At 60.8% G+C, this 20965-nt stretch carries 21 protein-coding genes and 1 tRNA gene; 14 read left to right on the top strand and 8 right to left on the bottom strand.

What is annotated here, in order from left to right:
• Positions 1–32 precede the first annotated feature (32 nt).
• Complete coding sequence (gene hemH, locus CFII68_RS14940) at positions 33–1058, bottom strand: ferrochelatase (RefSeq protein WP_018606482.1); 1026 nt, start codon at positions 1056–1058, stop codon at positions 33–35.
• Between the two features lie 13 nt (positions 1059–1071).
• The gene (locus tag CFII68_RS14945; protein WP_018606481.1) at positions 1072–1971 is read right to left on the bottom strand and encodes a TIGR01777 family oxidoreductase; all 900 of its coding nucleotides are present in this window, start codon (positions 1969–1971) and stop codon (positions 1072–1074) included.
• 196 nt (positions 1972–2167) lie between these two features.
• Here CFII68_RS14945 and CFII68_RS14950 point away from each other — a divergent pair, with 196 nt between their 5' ends.
• The 6 genes from CFII68_RS14950 to CFII68_RS0125965 all read left to right on the top strand — a co-directional run bounded on the left by CFII68_RS14950 (position 2168) and on the right by CFII68_RS0125965 (position 7932).
• Positions 2168–3154, top strand: coding sequence for an NAD(P)/FAD-dependent oxidoreductase (locus CFII68_RS14950; protein ID WP_018606479.1), 987 nt, complete (start codon positions 2168–2170; stop codon positions 3152–3154).
• A 174-nt stretch (positions 3155–3328) separates the two neighbouring features.
• Positions 3329–4291: a DUF523 and DUF1722 domain-containing protein gene (locus CFII68_RS14955; protein ID WP_018606477.1), complete on the top strand. Its 963-nt coding sequence runs from the start codon at positions 3329–3331 to the stop codon at positions 4289–4291.
• Positions 4291–5238, top strand: a complete 948-nt coding sequence (locus CFII68_RS14960; protein WP_018606476.1) for a MerR family transcriptional regulator — start codon at positions 4291–4293, stop codon at positions 5236–5238. Before CFII68_RS14955 ends, CFII68_RS14960 begins: the two co-directional genes overlap by 1 nt.
• Before the next feature lie 12 nt (positions 5239–5250).
• Entirely contained in the window at positions 5251–6702 is a 1452-nt protein-coding gene (gene phrB / locus CFII68_RS14965; protein ID WP_033062618.1) for a deoxyribodipyrimidine photo-lyase, read from the top strand.
• A 123-nt stretch (positions 6703–6825) separates the two neighbouring features.
• Positions 6826–7599 carry an SDR family oxidoreductase gene (locus tag CFII68_RS14970; protein ID WP_018606472.1) on the top strand — a complete coding sequence of 258 codons (774 nt, stop codon included), beginning with the start codon at positions 6826–6828 and terminating at the stop codon, positions 7597–7599.
• A gap of 27 nt (positions 7600–7626) precedes the next feature.
• Positions 7627–7932 (top strand): YkgJ family cysteine cluster protein, encoded by a 306-nt coding sequence (locus CFII68_RS0125965; protein ID WP_024617812.1) that lies wholly within the window; start codon positions 7627–7629, stop codon positions 7930–7932.
• 124 nt (positions 7933–8056) lie between these two features.
• Here CFII68_RS0125965 and CFII68_RS14975 read toward each other — a convergent pair whose 3' ends face one another.
• The 6 genes from CFII68_RS14975 to hemA form a co-directional block, all read right to left on the bottom strand.
• Positions 8057–8575: an acyloxyacyl hydrolase gene (locus tag CFII68_RS14975; protein WP_014340188.1), complete on the bottom strand. Its 519-nt coding sequence runs from the start codon at positions 8573–8575 to the stop codon at positions 8057–8059.
• A gap of 114 nt (positions 8576–8689) precedes the next feature.
• Positions 8690–9481 carry a glutamate racemase gene (gene murI, locus CFII68_RS14980; RefSeq protein WP_014340189.1) on the bottom strand — a complete coding sequence of 264 codons (792 nt, stop codon included), beginning with the start codon at positions 9479–9481 and terminating at the stop codon, positions 8690–8692.
• Positions 9474–10229 carry a molybdopterin-synthase adenylyltransferase MoeB gene (locus CFII68_RS14985; protein ID WP_018606468.1) on the bottom strand — a complete coding sequence of 252 codons (756 nt, stop codon included), beginning with the start codon at positions 10227–10229 and terminating at the stop codon, positions 9474–9476. The genes murI and CFII68_RS14985 overlap by 8 nt, the downstream gene beginning before the upstream one ends.
• Entirely contained in the window at positions 10223–11053 is an 831-nt protein-coding gene (gene prmC, locus CFII68_RS14990) for a peptide chain release factor N(5)-glutamine methyltransferase (RefSeq protein WP_018606466.1), read from the bottom strand. Before prmC ends, CFII68_RS14985 begins: the two co-directional genes overlap by 7 nt.
• A 14-nt stretch (positions 11054–11067) precedes the next feature.
• Positions 11068–12150: a peptide chain release factor 1 gene (prfA, locus tag CFII68_RS14995; RefSeq protein ID WP_018606464.1), complete on the bottom strand. Its 1083-nt coding sequence runs from the start codon at positions 12148–12150 to the stop codon at positions 11068–11070.
• On the bottom strand, positions 12147–13436 hold the full coding sequence (gene hemA / locus CFII68_RS15000) for a glutamyl-tRNA reductase (protein WP_018606462.1): 1290 nt from the start codon (positions 13434–13436) through the stop codon (positions 12147–12149). Before hemA ends, prfA begins: the two co-directional genes overlap by 4 nt.
• 172 nt (positions 13437–13608) lie before the next feature.
• Between hemA and CFII68_RS15005 the strand changes: the two genes are divergently transcribed.
• The 8 genes from CFII68_RS15005 (at position 13609) to ychF (ending at position 20526) form a co-directional block, all read left to right on the top strand.
• Positions 13609–15333: a tetratricopeptide repeat protein gene (locus tag CFII68_RS15005; RefSeq protein WP_033062615.1), complete on the top strand. Its 1725-nt coding sequence runs from the start codon at positions 13609–13611 to the stop codon at positions 15331–15333.
• 4 nt (positions 15334–15337) lie between these two features.
• Complete coding sequence (lolB, locus tag CFII68_RS15010; RefSeq protein WP_018606458.1) at positions 15338–15955, top strand: lipoprotein insertase outer membrane protein LolB; 618 nt, start codon at positions 15338–15340, stop codon at positions 15953–15955.
• A 1-nt stretch (position 15956) separates the two neighbouring features.
• Positions 15957–16808 carry a 4-(cytidine 5'-diphospho)-2-C-methyl-D-erythritol kinase gene (gene ispE / locus CFII68_RS15015; RefSeq protein WP_018606456.1) on the top strand — a complete coding sequence of 284 codons (852 nt, stop codon included), beginning with the start codon at positions 15957–15959 and terminating at the stop codon, positions 16806–16808.
• A 37-nt stretch (positions 16809–16845) separates the two neighbouring features.
• Positions 16846–16920 (top strand) — tRNA-Gln (locus tag CFII68_RS15020).
• Positions 16921–16967: 47 nt separating this feature from the next.
• The gene (locus tag CFII68_RS15025) at positions 16968–17909 is read left to right on the top strand and encodes a ribose-phosphate pyrophosphokinase (protein WP_003171603.1); all 942 of its coding nucleotides are present in this window, start codon (positions 16968–16970) and stop codon (positions 17907–17909) included.
• Positions 17910–18049: 140 nt separating this feature from the next.
• Entirely contained in the window at positions 18050–18652 is a 603-nt protein-coding gene (locus CFII68_RS15030; protein WP_018606432.1) for a 50S ribosomal protein L25/general stress protein Ctc, read from the top strand.
• Positions 18653–18818: 166 nt separating this feature from the next.
• A complete protein-coding gene (gene pth, locus CFII68_RS15035) occupies positions 18819–19403 on the top strand; it encodes an aminoacyl-tRNA hydrolase (RefSeq protein ID WP_018606430.1) in 585 nt (194 codons plus the stop codon).
• A 22-nt stretch (positions 19404–19425) separates the two neighbouring features.
• Positions 19426–20526, top strand: a complete 1101-nt coding sequence (gene ychF / locus CFII68_RS15040; RefSeq protein WP_003205534.1) for a redox-regulated ATPase YchF — start codon at positions 19426–19428, stop codon at positions 20524–20526.
• Positions 20527–20965: the final 439 nt, after the last annotated feature.

Here is a 20965-nt window from a genome sequence, read left to right as displayed (position 1 = left end):
GAGCAAGGCTTGCCCGCGATGCTTTTCGAGGTTTACAGAGCTATCGGCGCCCGTTCGCAGAGGGTACTCAACGCCTGCGCCCACTGCGCCTCATCATTAAGGCAAGGCACCAACACCAACTCCTCCCCCCCTGCCGCACGGAACTGCTCGCGGCCGCGATCGCCGATTTCCTCCAGGGTTTCAATGCAGTCGGCCACGAACGCCGGGCACATCACCAAGACTTTCTTCACGCCGCTTTTGGCCAGTTCCTCCAGGCGCGCTTCGGTATAGGGTTCGATCCATTTGGCCCGGCCCAATCGCGACTGGAACGACACCGACCACTGGCCAGCCTTGAGCCCCATGCGTTGGGCGAACAGCTCGGCAGTGCGAATGCATTGCGCGCGGTAACAGGTCGCCATGACCTCCGGCGGCGCGTTCTTGCAGCAGTCGGCATCCTTGAAGCAATGAAACCCCGTGGGGTCGAGCTTGGTCAGGTGTCGCTCCGGCAAGCCGTGGAAACTCAACAACAGATGATCGTGCTCCTGCATCAGGTACGGCTTGGCGCTGGCCACCAGGGCGTCGAGGTATTCGGGCTGATCGTAGAACGGCTGGAGAATCGAGAACTGCACATCGAGTTTCTTTTCCCGCGCGACCCGCTTGGCCTCCTCGATCACCGTGGTCACGGTGCTGTCGGCGAACTGCGGGTACAACGGCGCCAACGTGATCTTCTTGTGCCCCTGGCTCGCCAGCCGCACCAGCGCCGATTCAATGGACGGCTCGCCATAACGCATCGCCAGTTCCACTGGGCCCTGGGTCCACTGTGCGGTCATGGCCTGTTGCAACCGACGGCTGAGCACCACCAGCGGCGACCCTTCCTCCCACCAGATCGAGGCATAGGCATGGGCCGACTGCTCAGGACGCTTGATCAGGATCAGCGACACCAGCAAGCGCCGCACCGGCCATGGCAGGTCGATGACATACGGGTCCATCAGGAATTGATTGAGGTAGCGGCGCACATCGGCCACCGAAGTGGAGGCAGGCGAACCCAGATTCACCAGAAGCAACGCGTGATCGGTCATGCAACGTCCTATTTCAAAGGCGGCTGGACAAGTCTTCCAGGGCCGCAGGCAAATCAGTGAAGCGGAATGTGAAACCCGCCGCCTGCAATCGGGCCGGCGTGGCGCGCTGGCCGCCGAGCAACAGCAAGGACAATTCCCCCAGCGCGACTTTCAACGCAAGTTCCGGCATCGGCACCACGGCTGGCCGATGCAATACATGCCCCAGGGCCTTGGCAAAATCGCGGTTGCGTACCGGGTTCGGAGCGCACGCATTATAAGGACCGCTGACCTCAAAGCGGTGCAGAAGAAAATCAATCAGGGCGATTTGATCGTCAATATGAATCCACGGCATCCACTGCCGACCATTGCCGATACGCCCGCCCAGCGCCAGTTTGAATGGCAACAGCAGCCGCGACAAAAAGCCGCCCTCGGCAGACAGGACCAGGCCGGTACGAACCAGCACCACGCGTATGCCCAACGCCTCGGCCCGTTGTGCGGTTTCTTCCCAGGCAATGCACAACTGGCTGGCGAAATCTTCGCTCACCGGCCCCGATTCCTCGGTCAACTCACGCTCACCACCGTCGCCATACCAGCCCACCGCGGAACCGGAAATCAATACCTGCGGTTTCTGCTCGCAACGCTCCAGCCACGCCAGCAGAACTTCCGTCAACGTGATGCGACTGCTCCACAACAACATCTTGCGCTTGTGGCTCCAGGGCCGATCGGCAATCGGCGCTCCCGCGAGGTTGACCACCGCGTCCACCGGCTCGACAATTTCATCAAGCTTGGCAACGCCTCGCACATCTGCGCCACAGATTTTCGTCACCTCTTCGGGTCGACGACTCCATACCGTCAAGCGATGTCCCTGCCCCAACCAGAGGCGGCAGAGCTGACGTCCGATCAAACCAGTACCGCCGGTCAGCAATATGTGCATGAGATGTTCCTCGCATCGCGTTTTACCCGGCCCATTAGTCTATTTTTATAAGCAGGGATTTTTCGTATCGGACAGGGTCTGTGTTTAACAATAGGACAACCTGCCCAAACGCGAACGGTAAAACTTATACCAAAAACCCGAATTGTACAGGTTTAAACGACGGCGTAGTCTGTACAGAAAGGTAAACGAGGCCCTCATGACTGTACCTATCGCAATCATCGGCACCGGCATCGCCGGACTTTCAGCCGCCCAGGCCCTGACGGAGGCCGGGCACATCGTTCAACTCTTCGATAAAAGCCACGGCAGCGGCGGACGCATGTCGAGCAAGCGCAGCGACGCCGGCGCATTGGACATGGGCGCGCAATACTTCACCGCCCGCGATCGCCGCTTTGTCACGGAAGTCCAGCGCTGGCAAGCCAACGGCTGGGCGGCGGAATGGAACCCGCAACTCTACAACTTCCAGAACGGCCAACTGAGCCCATCGCCAGACGAACAGACCCGCTGGGTCGGCACGCCGCGCATGAGCGCCATCACCCGCGCCTTGCTCGACAAGTTGCAAGTGCAGTTTGCCTGCCGGATCACCGAGGTCTACCGCGGCCAGGAGCACTGGCATTTGCAGGACGCGGAAGGTTTCACCCACGGCCCCTTCGGCCAAGTAGTGATCGCCACGCCCGCGCCCCAAGCCACCGCATTGCTGGCGGCCGTACCGAAGCTGGCCGCAGTGGCCGCCGGCGTGAAGATGGACCCGACCTGGGCCGTGGCGCTGGCTTTCGAAGCACCGCTGGATACGCCCATGGAAGGCTGCTTCGTACAGGACAGCCCCTTGGACTGGCTGGCGCGCAACCGCAGCAAACCGGGACGCGACAGCAAGCTCGACACCTGGGTCCTGCACGCCACCAGCGACTGGAGCCGGCAGCACATCGACCTGTCCAAGGAAGCGGTGATCGAGCACCTGCATGGCGCCTTCGCCGAACTGCTGCACAGTGCGATGCCTGCACCGAGCTTCAGCATGGCCCATCGTTGGCTCTACGCCCGCCCCGCCGGCAGCCACGAATGGGGCGCGCTGGCCGATGCCGACCTGGGCCTGTATGTGTGCGGCGACTGGTGCCTGTCCGGTCGGGTCGAAGGCGCTTGGCTCAGCGGCCAGGAAGCTGCACGCCGCCTGCATGCAAGCCTGCAGTAGATCGCGTCACCCATCGCCCTTCGCTGCTGTCGAAAGAGACAGCAGCCTGCCTGCGACACCGATTGACGTCGCCTCGCCCCACAAATCCGGTTGACTTGTGCACGTTCGGACCTATGATGAAAATATTGTACAGAAATGAAAAACTGTACAAGATTTAGCAATCAGAGGTCGCCCATGCCCAGCACAGCCATCGCCAAACCCAGAATCGCCATCAGCGCCTGCCTGATGGGTGCTGAAGTTCGCTTTAACGGCGGGCACAAGCAATCGCAGTTGTGCAGCCGCACCCTCGTCGATTATTTCGATTTCGTGCCGGTGTGCCCCGAAGTCGCCATCGGCCTGGGTATTCCCCGGGAGCCGATTCGCCTGGTGGGCAACCCCGAACATCCCGAGGCGCTCGGCACGGTGAATCGCGACCTCAACGTGACCCGGGCACTGGCCGACTACGGGCAACAGATGGCTGGGGAGCTGGATGATATCTGCGGCTACATCTTCATGCAGAAATCGCCGTCCTGCGGACTGGAGCGGGTCAAGGTCTACGACCACAACGGCGTGACCCAGGACGGCGGCGGCCGCGGTATCTATGCCCAGGCCTTCTGCGAACGCCACCCCGACCTGCCGGTGGAGGAAGACGGCCGCCTCAACGACCCGGTGCTGCGCGAAAACTTCCTGACCCGGGTGTTCGCCTATGCCGCCTGGCAACCTTTGCGCCGCGACGGACTGACCCGTCGCGACCTGATCGAATTCCACGCGCGCTACAAATACCTGCTGATGGCCCACAACCCGGTGCAGTACAAGGCCCTGGGCAACTTGCTGGGCAACATGGGCAAGGCCGACCCCAATGAGTTGGGCCCACGCTATTTCAGCGCATTGATGGCGGCCTTGAAGAAATGCGCCACCCGCCGCACCCACACCAACGTGCTGCAACACCTGAGCGGTTACCTCAAGCGCGCCATCGACGCCGATGACAAACAGGAAGTACAGCATCTGATCGAGCAATACCGCCTCGGCATCGTGCCCTTGGTGGTGCCACTGACGCTGCTCAAGCATCACTTGCGCCAGCACCCCGATCCTTACCTGGCGCAGCAGGTCTACCTGCAACCACACCCGGAAAACCTCAGCTTGCGAAACGCTATTTAATGAGGAACAAACCCGATTCGAGTGCCAGCGAAGACCTGGGGGTCGACTTTGCCAAGGCCTTGGCGCAAGGCTGGCTGCCCATACGCGAGGTCGCCCGGCAAACCGGTGTCAACGCCGTCACGCTGCGAGCCTGGGAGCGCCGTTATGGCCTGATCGTGCCGCACCGCACGCCCAAGGGCCACCGACTGTTCAATGCCGAGCATGTGCAACGGATCCTGAGCATCCTCACCTGGATCGACCGTGGCGTTGCGGTGAGCAAGATCAAGCCGTTGCTGGACACGCCGCAGCCACCGAGCGAATCCTCCCAGGTGCCGGAGAATGACTGGCAGCGTCAGCGCCATGCCCTGGTGCTGGCGGTGACGCAACTGGCCGAGCGCCAGATCGATGACCTGGTCAACCAGGCGATGGCGCTGTACCCGCCCTGGACCGTGTGCGAGCAGTTGCTCTTGCCGTTGCTGGCCGAGCTGCACCTGCGCTGGCAAGGCCAGTTCGGCGCGCAACTGGAACGGGTCTTCCTGTACTCGTGGCTGCGCAGCAAGTTCGGCAGCCGGATCTACCACAACAACCGTCAGTTGCGCGGCGCGCCACTGTTGCTGGTCAATCATTCGGACTCGCCCCAGGAGCCGCACTTGTGGCTCACCGCCTGGCTGGCCAGCAGCGCCGACTGCCCGGTGGAAGTGTTCGACAGCCCGCTACCGGCCGGCGAACTGGCGCTGGCGGTCGAGCGCCTCAAGGCCCGCGGCGTCCTGCTGTATTCCAGTCACGCCCTCAACCTGTCCCAACTGCCCAGGCTGCTGGGCGCAATTGATTGCCCAATCATCATCGCCGGCCCCGCCGCGTCGATCCACCAGGCCAGGTTATCCACAGGCGTTGCGATGATTGACGTGTCCTGGGCCGAAGACCCGTTATCGGCTCAGCGCGAACTGAGCCGCCGAGAACTCCTTTAGATGGAAGACAGCATGCAACTGATCTGGCTGCGCAGCGACTTGCGCCTGCACGACAACACCGCTCTTGCGGCGGCCGCAGCCCAAGGCCCCTGCGTGGCGGTGTACCTGACCAGCCCCGAACAATGGCGCGCCCATGACGACGCGCCGTGCAAGATCGATTTCTGGCTGCGCAACCTCGGCGCGTTGAGTGCGGCCCTGGCCGAATTGAATATCCCACTGCTGATCCGCGCCGCTGCGCATTGGCACCAGGCACCGCAGGTACTGCTCAAGCTGTGTCGCGAACTGAACGTCGCCGCCGTGCATGTCAACGAAGAGTACGGCCTGAATGAAACGCGACGCGACGCCGAAGTCGCCCACGCGCTGAATGACCTGGGCGTTGAATTTCACAGCCACCTCGATCAATTGCTGTTCAAGCCCGGCAGCGTACTGACCAAGACCGGCAACTATTTCCAAGTGTTCAGCCAGTTCCGCAAGGTCTGCTACAGCCGTCTGCACTTTTCATTGCCGAGCCTGGTCGCCACGCCGGCCCGGCAGGCCCCCAACGGCATTGCCCGTGACCCGGTGCCGACGCAAGTCGATGGGTTCGCACCGCCCAGCGAAGCGCTACGCGCCCTCTGGCCTGCCGGGGAAACCGAAGCCCGTCGGCGCCTGGACACCTTTGTCGAGCAGCACATCGACGATTACCAAGGCGAACGGGACTTTCCCGCCAAGCCCGGCACCAGCCAGCTATCGGCCTATCTGGCGGCCGGCGTGGTGTCGCCGCGTCAGTGCCTGCACGCCGCGCTGCAAGCCAACCAAGGTGAATTCGAAAGCGGAAGTGCCGGTGTTGTGACCTGGGTCAATGAATTGCTCTGGCGCGAGTTTTATAAACACATTCTAGTGGGCTATCCACGCGTATCGCGCCATCGTGCGTTTCGCCCCGAAACCGAGGCGCTGGCGTGGCGCAAGGCCCCCGCAGAACTGGAGGCCTGGAAACAAGCGCGCACCGGCCTGCCGATTATCGATGCAGCCATGCGTCAATTGCTGGAGACCGGTTGGATGCACAACCGCTTGCGGATGGTCGTCGCCATGTTCCTGACCAAAAACCTGTTGATCGATTGGCGCGAAGGCGAACGCTTTTTCATGCAGCATCTGATCGACGGCGACCTGGCCGCCAACAATGGCGGCTGGCAGTGGAGCGCGTCCACCGGCACCGATTCGGCACCCTGGTTCCGCATCTTCAACCCGTTGAGCCAGTCGGAAAAATTTGACCGTGAGGGCCTGTTCATCAAACGCTGGCTACCTGAACTGAACGATCTGGACAGGCAACAGGTCCATAGCCCAAATACCCAAGGCGGCTTGTTTGGTGCCGTGGATTATCCGGCACCGATTGTCGACTTGAGCCAATCCAGGGCTCGCGCGCTGGCAGCGTTCAGAAACCTGCCGGCGCGACGGGACGCAGCCCTTGAAGGCATGGGCGATTAGCGAACATGAAATTACCAGCCTGCGGGATGCATTGTTTACCCGATAACATATAGTCTTACTAGTCGTACGGACTCTACTGAAAAGCTGCGAATCAGTGCGCTGTCCAATCGAAAGGAGTAGGGAATGGGTCTAAGACTGCCACGGCGCTATTGGCTCACCGGGGCTGGCAACGGAATCGGCGCTTCGTTGGCTGAAGCGATACTGCAGACGGGTGCATACCTGGCCGTCAGTTCGCGCTCGACCCGATCATGCGAACCCCTTTCGCTACGTTATCCCGGACACGTGCTGGCCGTGCCCGGCAATTTGACCGACAGCCAGGCCGTGCGCGAGATCGGCGAACAGATCGCCCGGCAATGGGGCGCCCTGGATCAGGTGATCGTCAATGCCGGGACGACTGAGTACGTTGACGGGCAGCCGGCTGATCACACATTGATCGAGCATATTGTGCGCAGCAATCTGCTGGCTGCCAGTTTCTGCATCGAAGTGGCCATGCCCTTGCTGCGCGCCGGGACCGAACCTCATCTGGTGGGTATTGCCAGCCCGGCGACTTACCTGCCCCCTTCACAAGTAGAAGCGGGTGGCCACGGGATGCGTCATCTGTTCGAATCGGCTCGGACAGAACTGGCATACGCGGGGGTCGATGTGACGCTGGTACACCCTGGCTACAACGCCCCATTGCCGGGGCCCGACGATTGCCCCCAAACCCCGATTCACTGGTCGGCAGACGAAACAGCGCGGCACGTGCTGAATCAGTTGGTCGAACGCCCGCGGGAAGTCGCGCTTCCCATTGCGTCCATGACCGCACTCTGGCCTTTGCCTTCGTCGACCGAAACCGTGCCGACCGATATGGGCTCATGCCAGGCGAAAAACGGCTATCCGATCAAGGGACGACCCTGAGCCGCTGATTGCCTTACACTGCGCGCCATGAAAACCATCCCCGTCCATGAAATCCCGACATCGGCCGTCACGTGTTCGACGTGCGCGGCGTGCTGCTGCCAGTTGGAAGTGATGCTGATCACCGACACCGGGGTCCCGGAGCGCTTTATCGACACGGACGACTGGGGTGGAGAGGTGATGCTGCGGCTGGATGACGGTTGGTGCGCGGCCCTGGATCGCGACAGCATGATGTGCACCATCTACGAAAAGCGCCCGCTGATCTGCCGCGAGTTCGAGATGGGCGCGCCGGAGTGCCTGGAAGAACGCCAGGGCATTACGACGGCGTATCGATAAAGGTCTGGTCTGATCTACTGTGGGAGCGAGCTTGCTCGCGATAGCGGTGGCTCAGACAATTTTATCTTGGCTGGTCTATTGCCATCGCGAGCAAGCCCGCTCCCACCGTTCTCAAGCTGTTTTGTTACAGCGGCATCGTGTAGTGCAGCGCGTAGCTTTCCACACCGTCGTTAGTCGACTTGATGCCGGCGTTGGAGTAATGAGTGGCGCGAATGCCCACTTCATGCCCACCGTTGAAGCGCAGGCCGAAGCCGATGCGATCTTCGAACTGGAAGGCCGTACCGAGCTTGTTGTCTTCGACTTCGGTATTGGCAAACAACGCCACGCCGATACCTGCCTCGATGTAAGGCTTCACGTTCTGACCGGAAAATTCATACACAAACACAGGCGAGAACGACAGGCTGTGATTGCTGGATGTCTCGTCCCCTTCCCAATAGGTATAGGCGCCACTCCAGTAGCCGGTCAGGCGACCGACATCACTTTGCAGCCAACTCTTGTCCCAGTCGAACTGCATGCCCAGGCGGTAGGTCATGGTCGAGTCGCTGGTCTGGCCAACCCCAAACTCCACACCCGCTGCTTGTGCAGTGTAAGTGTGCCCCAACAATGCAGCCGCAAACGCGGCAAAGCAGAATAAGCGCTTCATTAGAAACATCCTTTTCCGAACAGACTTAGTTAGTTTTGTTACAAACAGACAAAGCTATAGAAATCCGCATCCAAACAGAAGTTCAGCCCGTTTCACACGGTTTTCACATTCTTTTTACAGATCGAAGCTTCGCACAACGCCGGACGAATGCCATAGCATCGGTAGGATTTTTCTTAAATGTATCGGGTCTGCACTCGTCCAGAAGTGCGTTTCGCTGGCAGGTCCTTCAGCCAACAACCCTCGCTCCGCCAGGAGGCGCTGAAGTTGCCGGGCCACGGCGGCACCGGTATCGATCAGGCTGATGTGCTCCGGAATCATCCGCGCGAGCAATGGCTTGAGGAACGGATAGTGCGTGCAACCCAGGATCAGCGTATCGCAGCCGGCTGCCAGCAAGGGGTCGACGTAATGTTGCAGCAATTGATACAAGGCCGGGCTGTGCAGGTCACCCGCTTCGATCAGTTCCACCAACCCCGGACATGGTTGCGTGATGACCCGCACATCGGTGGCGAAACGGTCGAGCAAAGCGGCGAACTTGGCGCTCTGCAAGGTGCCCGTGGTGGCGAGCACACCGACGATACCGCTGCGGGTCGCGGCGGCCGCCGGCTTGACCGCCGGCTCCATGCCGACGATGGGCCAATGGGGGAAATCACGGCGTAGATCGGCAACTGCGGCGACCGTTGCGGTGTTGCAGGCCACGACCAGTGCCTTGGCACCCTGGCCCAGGAGAAAGTCGGCAATGATCGCGCAGCGTTGACGGATGTATTCCGGGGTCTTCTCGCCGTAGGGAATATGCCCACAGTCGGCCACATACAACAGCGACTCATTGGGCAGCAGCTGGCGAATTTCCCCCAGCACCGACAACCCGCCGACACCCGAGTCGAGCACACCGACCGGCGCTTCACTCATGTTGACCACCACAGACGCTGCAACCTGGATCACGCTTGACCCGCAGTTCACGGAATCGCGTACCCAAGGCATCGATCAACAGCAGGCGCCCCACCAGCGGCTCACCGAAACCGGCCAGCAACTTCAAGGCTTCAAGGGCTTGCAGGCTGCCCACCAACCCCACCAGCGGCCCGATCACACCGGCTTCGCTGCAGGTCAGTTCGGCGTCACTGCCGTGGCCGTAGAGGCAGTGGTAGCAAGGGCTTTCAGGGCGACGCGGGTCGAACACCGACAACTGCCCTTCCAGGCGAATCGCCGCGCCACTGACCAGCGGTTTACCCGCCGCGACACAGGCCGCGTTCACCGCTTCGCGGGTCGAAAAATTGTCGGAACAGTCAAGCACCACATCCACCGCCGCAACTGCCGCGGCCAGGCTGTCTTCGTCCATGGCCACCTGGTGAGGCACCAGTCGGACCTCGGGGTTGATCGCCCCCAGGCGCCGCATTGCCGAATCGACCTTGCTCAGGCCGACGCTGTCGGTGTCGTGAATGATCTGGCGTTGCAGGTTGGTCAGGTCGACGGTGTCGAAATCCGCCAGGTGCATCTCACCCACCCCCGCGGCGGCCAGGTACAACGCCACCGGCGCGCCGAGACCGCCAAGGCCGATGATCAGCACGCGGCTTTGCTTGAGACGCAATTGGCCGTCGATGTCGACGTGCTGCAACAGAATCTGCCGGCTGTAGCGCAACAGCTCCTGATCGTTCAGCACGGCCGACACCCCAGGCTGATGCGCTCATGACCGCCCAGGTCCTTGCGGCTGTGGACGTCAGCAAAACCTTGGAGGCGCAGCAAATCGCGCACCGCCTCGGCCTGATCGTAACCGTGTTCAAGCATCAGCCAGCCGCCCGGCTCGAGATGAGCCGGGGCCTGGGCAACGATCTGGCGCAGATCATCGAGCCCGTCCGGCCCGGCAACCAGGGCACTGGCCGGCTCGAAACGCACGTCGCCCTCGATAAGGTGCGGATCGCTGGCCGCGATGTACGGCGGGTTGCTGATGATCAACTCGAAACGCTCGTCTTCCAGCGCACTGAACCAGTGGCTGCTCAGCACCGTGACGTTGCGCAGGTCCAGACGCTGACGATTGCGTTCGGCCAGGGCCACGGCCTCCAGCACCCGGTCGACCGCCGTGACTTTCCAGGCCGGGCGCTCACTGGCCAATGCCAGGGCAATCGCGCCGCTGCCGGTGCCCAGGTCCAGGACCCGGGCTGGTGTCGCCGGCAACAACGCCAGCGCGGTCTCCACCAGCAGCTCGGTGTCGGGACGCGGGATCAGGGTATGGGGTGCGACTTCCAGGTCGAGTTTCCAGAAACCCTGTTGCCCGAGGATGTACGCCACCGGCTCGCCGGAACGACGTCGCCGCAGGTATTCGGAGAACAGCAACGCTGCCTCGCTGGGCACGATCCGCTCGGGCCAGGTGTGCAGGAAGCTGCGGGACTTGCCCAAGGCTGCGGCCAGCAACAACTCGGCGTCCAGCCGTGCCGTGGGCGAATCCGGTAACTCGGCAGCGCGTAACAGACTGGCGATGATGGTCATTTGTTCACCTGTGCTTACTCGCCAATCGCCGCCAACTGGTCGGCCTGGTATTCGGCCAGCAACGGCTCGATCACCGCATCGACACCACCGGCAAGGATCTCGTCCAGGGAATACAGGGTCAGGTTGACGCGATGGTCGGTGACCCGGCCCTGGGCGAAGTTGTAGGTACGGATCCGCTCGGAACGGTCGCCCGAGCCCACCAGCAACTTGCGTTCGCTGGCGATGGCATTGGCGGCGGCGCTGGTCTGCTGGTCGTTGAGCTTGGCCGACAACCAGGCCATGGCCCGCGCGCGGTTCTTGTGCTGGGAACGTTCTTCCTGGCACTCGACCACGATGCCCGAAGGCAAGTGCGTGATGCGGATCGCCGAGTCAGTCTTGTTGACGTGCTGGCCGCCGGCGCCGGAGGAACGGTAAGTGTCGACCCGCAGGTCCGCCGGGTTGATCTCGATGGCTTCCTGCTCGTCCGGCTCGGGCAATACCGCCACGGTGCAGGCCGAGGTGTGGATGCGTCCCTGGGACTCGGTGGCCGGCACGCGCTGCACGCGGTGGGCGCCGGATTCGAATTTCAGCTTGCCATAGACGTTGTCGCCTTCGACCCGGGCGATGACTTCTTTATAGCCACCGTGCTCGCCCTCGTTCTCCGAGAGGATCTCCACCCGCCAACCGCGACGCTCGGCATAGCGCGAATACATGCGAAACAGGTCGCCGGAAAAAATCGCCGCCTCGTCGCCGCCGGTACCGGCACGGATCTCAAGGAACACATTGCGCCCGTCATTCGGGTCCTTGGGCAACAGCATGCGTTGCAGGCTGCTTTCCAGTTCAACCAGTTGATCCTTGGCTTCGCGGACTTCCTCCACGGCCATTTCGCGCATGTCCGGGTCGCTGTCCTTGAGCAGCGCCTGGGCGCCTTCGAGATCGCCCTGCACTTTGAGCAACTGTTTATAGGCGGCGACAATCGGCTCGACTTCCGCGTATTCCTTGGAATAGGTGCGGAATTTGTTCTGGTCGGAAATGACTTCGCCATCGCCCAGCAAGGCGGTCAGTTCTTCGAAACGGTCCTGGAGAATGTCCAGTTTGTTGAGCAGTGACGCTTTCATTGCGGTTTTTTATCCGAAAAGCTATCCGGTGAGCCCTCACCGAGGGCAAAGAGTTCCTGGGCCATGGCCAGCGCATCGAGGCGGCCTTCGGCGGTCAGCTTCTTGAGCTGGACACTGGGGGCGTGGAGCAATTTGTTGGTCAGGCCGCGGGCCAGTTGTACCAGCACCTCTTCGGCACTGCCGCCGTTGGCCAGCAGGCGCAGGGCTTTTTGCAGCTCCTCGTCGCGCAGGCGTTCGCTCTGCTGACGATAGGCCTTGAGCACATCCACCGCCGCCAGCTCGCGCAGGCGCACCATGAAGTCGTCGGCACCGACGGTGATCATCTCTTCGGCTGCCTGGGCCGCGCCCTGCCGGCTCTTGAGGTTCTCGGCGACCACCTCGTGCAGGTCGTCGACGCTGTAGAGATACACGTCATCCAGCTCGCCGACTTCCGGCTCGATGTCCCGGGGAACAGCAATGTCCACCATGAAAATCGGCTTGTGCTTGCGCAGCTTCAGGGCACTTTCCACGGCGCCCTTGCCCAGGATCGGCAACTGGCTGGCGGTGGAACTGATGACGATGTCGCTGTGCACCAGCTCCGCGGGAATGTCCGACAGCAGCACCGCATGGGCGCCGAACTGCTCGGCCAGGGTACTGGCCCGTTCCAGGGTCCGGTTGGCGACAACAATGCGCTTGACCCCCAGGTCGTGGAGATGGCGGGCGACCAGGGTGATGGTCTCGCCAGCGCCGATCAGCAGTGCCTGGCTGCGTTGCAAATCACTGAAAATCTGTTTCGCCAGGCTGACCGCGGCAAACGCCACGGACACCGGGTTCTCGCCGATGGCGGTGTCGGTGCGTACCTGCTTGGCGGCGTTGAACGTCGCCTGGAACAGGCGCCCCAGCAGCGGGCCGACGGTGCCTGCCTCGCGGGCCACGGCGTAGGCCGACTTCATCTGGCCGAGAATCTGCGGCTCGCCCAACACCAGCGAGTCGAGCCCCGAGGCGACGCGCATCATGTGACGAACTGCCGCATCGTCTTCGTGCACATAGGCACTGGCGCGCAGCTCTTCAAAGCTCAGGTTGTGGTATTCGGCCAGCCAGCGCAGGACTGAATCGGCCGAAACGTGATCCTGTTCTATATATAGCTCGCTGCGATTGCAGGTGGAGAGGATCGCAGCTTCGCGACTGTCGGTGAGTCGGCAGAGCTGCTGCAAGGCCTCAACCAGCTGCTCAGGCGTAAAGGCCACGCGCTCGCGGACGTCTACTGAAGCAGTCTTGTGGTTAATACCGAGTGCAAGGAAGGCCATTCAAAGTCGCTGATGGTGACGTGAAGCCGGCAATTGTCCTACTTCGTCAGATTCAGAACAACCACTCGATCTCTATCGCCCTGCCCGGGGTTGTAAATCGACGGGGCGGTTATGTTTGACCGAAGGCTTGTGTCATGATGATCCGACCGCAGGTTAGTCGTCCTCTTCCTATATGAATAGATCTTCCGCGTTGCTCCTCGCCCTTGCCTTGCTCAGCGGCTGCCAGTCCATGGCCCCCGTTTCGACGGACGGTACGCCGCCCGTCGAAGACAGTGTGCAGGTACCTGAAAAACCCAAGGTCTACGGCTCGTTCAGCGAAGAAACCATCTTCAGCCTGTTGAGCGCCGAACTGGCAGGCCAGCGCAATCGCTTCGACATTGCCCTGGACAACTACGTGACCCAGGCCATCAACACCCAGGATCCGGGCATCTCCGAGCGGGCATTTCGCATTGCCGAATACCTGGGCGCCGACCAGCCCGCGCTGGATACCGCGCTGATCTGGGCCAAGAATGCCCCGGACGACCTCGAAGCACAGCGCGCCGCCGCCGTGCAACTGGCCCGGGCCGGGCGCTATGACGACTCCATGATCTATATGGAGAAAGTCCTGCTGGGCAAGGGCGACACCCATTTCGACTTCCTGGCCCTGTCCGCCGCCGATACCGACCAGGAAACTCGCAACGGCCTGATGAAAAGCTTCGATCGCCTGTTGCAGCGCCACCCGAACAACGGCCAGCTGATTTTCGGCAAGGCCCTGCTGCTGCAACAGGACGGTGACACCCAGGGCGCCCTCACCCTGTTGGAAGACAACCCGCCGGAAGCCGGCGAAGTGGCGCCGATCCTGCTGCGCGCACGCCTGCTGCAAGGCTTGAACCGGGGCGACGAAGCACTGCCGCTGCTGGAAAAAAGCATCAAGAAGTACCCGGACGACAAACGCCTGCGCCTCACCTACGCCCGCATGTTGGTGGAAAACAACCGCATGGACGACGCCAAGGTGGAGTTCTCCAGCCTGGTCCAGCAATACCCGGAAGACGACGACTTGCGCTACTCCCTGGCGCTGGTCTGCCTGGAAGCCAAGGCCTGGGAAGAGGCCAAGGGTTACCTGGAAGACCTGATCGCCCGGGAAAGCCACGTCGACTCGGCCCACCTGAACCTGGGTCGCATCGCCGAGGAACGCAATGACCCTGAGAGCGCACTGATCGAGTACGCCCAGGTTGGCCCGGGCAACGACTACCTGCCGGCACAGTTGCGCCAGGCCGATATCCTGATCGGCAATGGCAAGACCGCCGAAGCCCAGAGCCGCCTCGCGGTACAACGCGACTCCCAACCGGACTACGGCATCCAGTTGTACCTGATCGAAGCCGAAACCTTGTCGGCCAACAATCAGGGCGACAAAGCCTGGAACGTGCTGCAACAAGCCTTGAAGCAGTACCCGGACGACCTGAACCTGCTGTACACCCGCGCCATGCTCGCGGAAAAACGCAATGACCTGGCCCAGATGGAAAAGGACCTGCGCCTGATCATCCAGCGTGACCCGGACAACGCCATGGCCCTCAACGCCCTGGGCTATACGTTGTCGGATCGCACCACCCGCTATGACGAAGCCAAGCTGCTGATCGAACAGGCCCACCAGATCAATCCGGAAGACCCGGCGGTACTCGACAGCCTAGGCTGGGTGAATTACCGCCTGGGCAATCTCGACGAAGCCGAACGCCTGTTGCGCCAGGCCCTGGAGCGCTTTCCCGACCAGGAAGTCGCCGCTCACCTGGGCGAGGTCCTGTGGGCCAACGGCAAACAACGCGAAGCCCGGCAGATCTGGAGCCGATTCCTCAAGGATCAGCCTGACAGCCCTATCTTGCGCAGCACCATCAAACGCCTGACCGGATCCGAGACTCTTTAAGATTATGTTTTTGCGCCATCTCATCGTTTTCAGCTTCATTGCCCTGCTCGCCGGTTGCGCGGGCTTCGGCGCCCGTGAATCCGTCCAGGGCCAGGGCAACCAGGCCCAATGGCGCGAGCACAAGCAACAACTGAGCAGCCTCGACGGCTGGCAGATCGACGGCAAGATCGGCATCCGCGCCCCGAAAGACTCCGGCAGTGGCACGCTGTTCTGGCTGCAACGCCAGGACTACTACGACATTCGCCTGTCAGGCCCACTGGGTCGCGGTGCGGCCCGCCTGACCGGCCGGCCGGGCCAGGTGTCGCTGGAAGTCGCCAACCAGGGACGCTACGAGGCGCCCACGCCCGAAGCGCTGCTGGAAGAACAAATGGGCTGGAAGCTGCCGGTTTCCCACCTGACCTGGTGGGTTCGCGGGCTGCCGGCACCGGACAGTAAAAGTCGCCTGACCCTCGATGCCGACAGCCGCCTGTCCAACCTCGAACAGGATGACTGGCAGATCGAATACCTCAGCTATGCCCAGCAGAACGGTTATTGGCTGCCCGAACGCATCAAGCTGCACGGCAGCAACCTCGACGTCACGCTGGTGATCAAGCAATGGCAGCCGCGCAAGCTGGGGCAATGACATGAGCGCTGCACGCCTGACCCTGCCCTCCCCGGCCAAGCTCAACCTGATGCTGCACATCATCGGCCGTCGTCCGGACGGCTACCACGAGTTGCAGACGATTTTTCAGTTCCTGGACTACGGCGACGAAATCACCTTTGCCGTACGCGACGACGGGGTGATTCGCCTGCACACCGAGTTCGAAGGCGTTCCCCACGACAGCAACCTGATCGTCAAGGCCGCGAAAAAACTCCAGGCGCAATCCGGTTGTCCGCTGGGCATCGATATCTGGATCGAAAAAATCCTGCCCATGGGCGGTGGCATCGGTGGCGGCAGCTCGAATGCGGCAACGACTTTATTGGGCCTCAACCATTTGTGGCAGCTGGGTTGGGACGTGGATCGCCTGGCGGCCCTGGGCCTGACGCTGGGCGCCGACGTGCCGGTTTTCGTGCGTGGCCACGCCGCTTTCGCCGAGGGCGTCGGGGAAAAACTCACCCCGGTGGAACCCGAAGAACCCTGGTACTTGGTGCTGGTGCCGCAAGTATCTGTAAGTACAGCAGAAATTTTTTCAGATCCACTGTTGACACGTAACTCTCCTCCCATTAAAGTGCGCCCCGTTCCCAAGGGAAACAGTCGAAATGACTGCTTACCGGTGGTAGCAAGGCGTTATCCAGATGTTCGTAACGCTTTGAATTTGTTAGGTAAATATACCGAAGCAAAACTCACCGGAACTGGAAGTTGTGTGTTTGGGGGCTTCCCAAGCAAAGCTGAAGCTGATAAAGTCTCGGCCCTTCTGACAGAGACCCTTACAGGGTTTGTAGCAAAAGGAAGCAACGTTTCGATGTTGCATCGCAAGCTGCAAGACCTGCTCTAAAAGGAATCGAGTGCTGGGCACTCGCAGCAACAGATACAGGGGCGTCGCCAAGCGGTAAGGCAGCAGGTTTTGATCCTGCCATGCGTTGGTTCGAATCCAGCCGCCCCTGCCATTTTCCTATACTCATCCAGGTATACCCTCAGCCTTCAGGTACTGCGCGTGTCCAAGATGATGGTCTTTACGGGGAACGCTAACCCCGATCTGGCTCGGCGTGTCGTACGTCAGCTGCATATCCCTCTCGGTGACATTTCTGTCGGTAAATTCTCCGACGGCGAAATCACTGCCGAGATCAATGAAAACGTTCGCGGTAAAGACGTTTTCATTATTCAGCCGACTTGCGCTCCGACCAACGATAACCTGATGGAACTCGTCGTGATGGCTGATGCCTTCCGTCGCTCCTCGGCTACTCGTATCACTGCTGTTATTCCTTACTTTGGTTATGCCCGTCAGGATCGCCGTCCGCGTTCCGCACGTGTGGCGATCAGCGCGAAAGTCGTGGCTGATATGCTGACCGTAGTCGGCATCGACCGTGTCCTCACGGTTGATTTGCATGCTGACCAGATTCAGGGTTTCTTCGATATCCCCGTGGATAACATCTACGGTTCCCCGGTCCTGGTGGATGATATTGAAGATCAGCGCTTCGAAAACCTGATGATCGTGTCCCCGGACATTGGCGGCGTCGTGCGTGCACGGGCAGTTGCCAAATCCCTGGGCGTTGATCTGGGTATCATCGACAAACGCCGTGAGAAAGCCAATCACTCCGAAGTGATGCATATCATCGGCGACGTCGAAGGGCGTACCTGTATTCTGGTCGATGACATGGTCGATACCGCCGGCACCCTGTGCCACGCGGCCAAGGCCCTGAAAGAGCATGGCGCTGCCAAGGTCTTTGCCTACTGCACACACCCTGTGCTGTCGGGTCGAGCGATCGAGAACATTGAAAACTCAGTGCTGGACGAGCTGGTGGTGACGAATACCATCCCGCTGTCCGCTGCAGCACAAGCCTGTGCGCGTATCCGCCAACTGGATATCGCACCGGTTGTTGCCGAAGCGGTTCGCCGCATCAGCAATGAAGAATCGATCAGTGCGATGTTCCGTTAAGGGCCCTGCCCTTTCCAGGAGATCTCGTTGACGAAAAGCGCCCCGCCCCAACACTCATGTTGGGGCGGGGCTTTTTTGCCCATACCGCTTTGGCGTCGGTCGCAGACGTCATTCGGAAATGGCTATTTTGGAGATACAACATGAACGATTTTACTCTGAATGCTGAAGTGCGTTCCGACCTGGGGAAAGGTGCGAGCCGCCGCCTGCGTCGTCTCGCAAGCCTGGTTCCAGCTGTAGTCTACGGTGGCGAAAAAGCCCCTGAGTCCATCAGCATGCTGGCCAAAGAAGTTGCCAAACTGCTCGAAAACGAAGCGGCCTACAGCCACATCATCGAGCTGAACATTGGTGGCACCAAGCAAAACGTCGTGATCAAAGCCCTGCAGCGTCACCCGGCCAAAGGCCACGTGATGCACGCCGACTTCGTACGCGTAGTAGCTGGCCAGAAACTGACCGCTATCGTGCCTGTACACTTCGTTGGCGAAGCTGCTCCGATCAAGAAAGGCGGCGAAATTTCGCACGTTGTTTCGGAAATCGAAGTGACCTGCCTGCCGAAAGACCTGCCTGAATTCATCGAAGTCGACCTGGCTGACGCCGAAGTCGGCACGATCATTCACCTGTCCGACCTCAAGGCTCCTAAAGGCGTTGAGTTTGTTGCTCTGGCACACGGCGATGACAAGGCTGTTGCCAACGTCCACGCTCCACGTGTTGCTCCAGAAGCCACTGAAGAAGGCGCTGCAGAGTAATTTCACTCTGTCGCCGGAGTGACCGGAAACATCGCGGACTGGAACGTAGCGAGACAGCGGGCGAGAACGCGAAGTTTACTTAACGGTAAATCCGCCATTTTTGTCCACTGTCGCAACACCGCCTGATTGCGACATTGTTACCCACACTCCAGGAAGGGCCCCTATCGTGACTGCCATTAAACTGATCGTTGGCCTGGGAAATCCAGGCGCTGAATACGAACAGACCCGGCATAACGCAGGGGCCCTTTTTGTTGAGCGCATCGCGCACGCACAAGGCCTCAGCCTGGCAGCCGATCGCAAGTATTTCGGCCTGACCGGTCGCTTCTCGCACCAGGGTCAGGATGTTCGCCTGTTGATTCCCACCACCTACATGAACCGCAGCGGCCAGGCCGTGGCGGCATTGGCCGGTTTCTTTCGCATCAAGCCTGAAGAAATCCTGGTGGCCCACGACGAACTCGACCTGCCTCCGGGCGTTGCCAAGCTCAAGCAAGGCGGCGGCCATGGCGGTCACAACGGGTTGCGCGACATCATCGCGCAACTGGGTAATCAGAATACCTTTCACCGCCTGCGGCTCGGCATCGGCCACCCGGGCGTTGCCAGTATGGTTTCAAACTTTGTCCTGGGTCGTGCGCCTCGCGCCGAACAGGAAAAACTCGATGCCAGCATCGACTTTGCCCTCGGCGTGCTGCCGGATATCCTCGCCGGTGAATGGAACCGCGCGATGAAAAACCTGCACAGCCAGAAGGCCTGACACTTATCCGAGGGGAAACACCATGGGATTCAATTGCGGCATCGTCGGCCTGCCTAACGTCGGCAAGTCCACCCTGTTCAACGCCCTGACCAAATCCGGTATCGCGGCCGAGAACTTCCCCTTCTGCACCATCGAGCCGAACACCGGCATCGTGCCGATGCCCGATCCGCGCCTGGAAGCCCTGGCGGCCATCGTGATCCCGGAGCGCGTGCTGCCGACCACCATGGAGTTCGTCGACATCGCCGGCCTGGTGGCCGGGGCTTCGAAAGGTGAAGGCCTGGGCAACAAATTCCTGGCCAACATCCGCGAAACCGATGCCATCGCCCACGTGGTCCGCTGCTTCGAAGACGAGAACGTGATTCACGTCTCCAACAGCGTCGACCCGAAACGCGATATCGAAATCATCGACCTGGAACTGATCTTCGCCGACCTCGACAGCTGCGAGAAGCAACTGCAGAAAGTCGCTCGCAATGCCAAGGGTGGCGACAAAGACGCCGTCGCCCAGAAAGCCCTGCTCGAGCAGTTGATCGCCCACTTCACCTTGGGCAAGCCGGCACGCAGCCTGATCAAGAACATGGGTGCCGATGAGAAGCAGATCGTTCGTGGCTTCCACCTGCTGACCACCAAGCCGGTCATGTACATTGCCAACGTTGCCGAAGACGGCTTCGAGAACAACCCGCTGCTGGACGTGGTAAAAGCTATCGCCGAAGAAGAAGGCGCGATCGTGGTACCGGTCTGCAACAAGATCGAAGCGGAAATCGCCGAGCTTGAAGACGGCGAAGAGAAGGACATGTTCCTGGAGGCCCTGGGCCTGGAAGAGCCTGGCCTGAATCGCGTGATCCGTGCGGGTTATGAAATGCTCAACCTGCAGACGTACTTCACCGCTGGCGTAAAAGAAGTCCGCGCCTGGACCGTTCGCGTAGGGGCTACCGCGCCACAAGCCGCGGCCGTGATCCATACCGACTTCGAAAAAGGCTTCATCCGCGCCGAAGTCATCGCCTATGACGATTTCATCCAGTACAAGGGTGAAGCCGGTGCCAAGGAGGCTGGTAAATGGCGTCTGGAAGGCAAGGAATACATCGTCAAGGACGGTGATGTGATGCACTTCCGCTTTAACGTCTAAATTGCGCGTGGTGTTGCGGGTGATGGTGTGTATATCCGTTATTTAGGTAACGGCTGCTTATGGTTCCGCTCTTACAGCGGCTCACTTTTGAGAAGCGCAAAAGTAAGCAAAACGCTCTTGCCCCACCACTCGGTGCCTCGCCTAGGCTCGGCATGCCTGAACGAAGGCATCGCTCCGTGGGCCGCCGCGAAGGGCCATCCATGGCCCAGCGCGGCTAACCCGGCATCCATGCCGGGTTGCCCACTGCGCAATACCTTCGCTCAGCCAGCGTGGTTTAACGGGGCGCCCCAGATCAAAATCAAAATCAAAATCGAGGCGGCCTGACAGCCGACCTGGCTTTTTTGCGAACGCGTTTTTCCTGTGGGAGCGAGCCTGCTCGCGAAGGCGGTTTCACAGCCAATGAAGATATTGGATGTGCCGGCCTCTTCGCGAGCAAGCT

It is taken from the genome of Pseudomonas sp. CFII68, from assembly GCF_000416195.1.
GTDB classification, from domain to species: Bacteria; Pseudomonadota; Gammaproteobacteria; order Pseudomonadales; family Pseudomonadaceae; genus Aquipseudomonas; species Aquipseudomonas kilonensis.
Note: the sequence above shows the minus strand (reverse complement) of the source record. Positions and strands in the feature narration are given on the sequence as shown.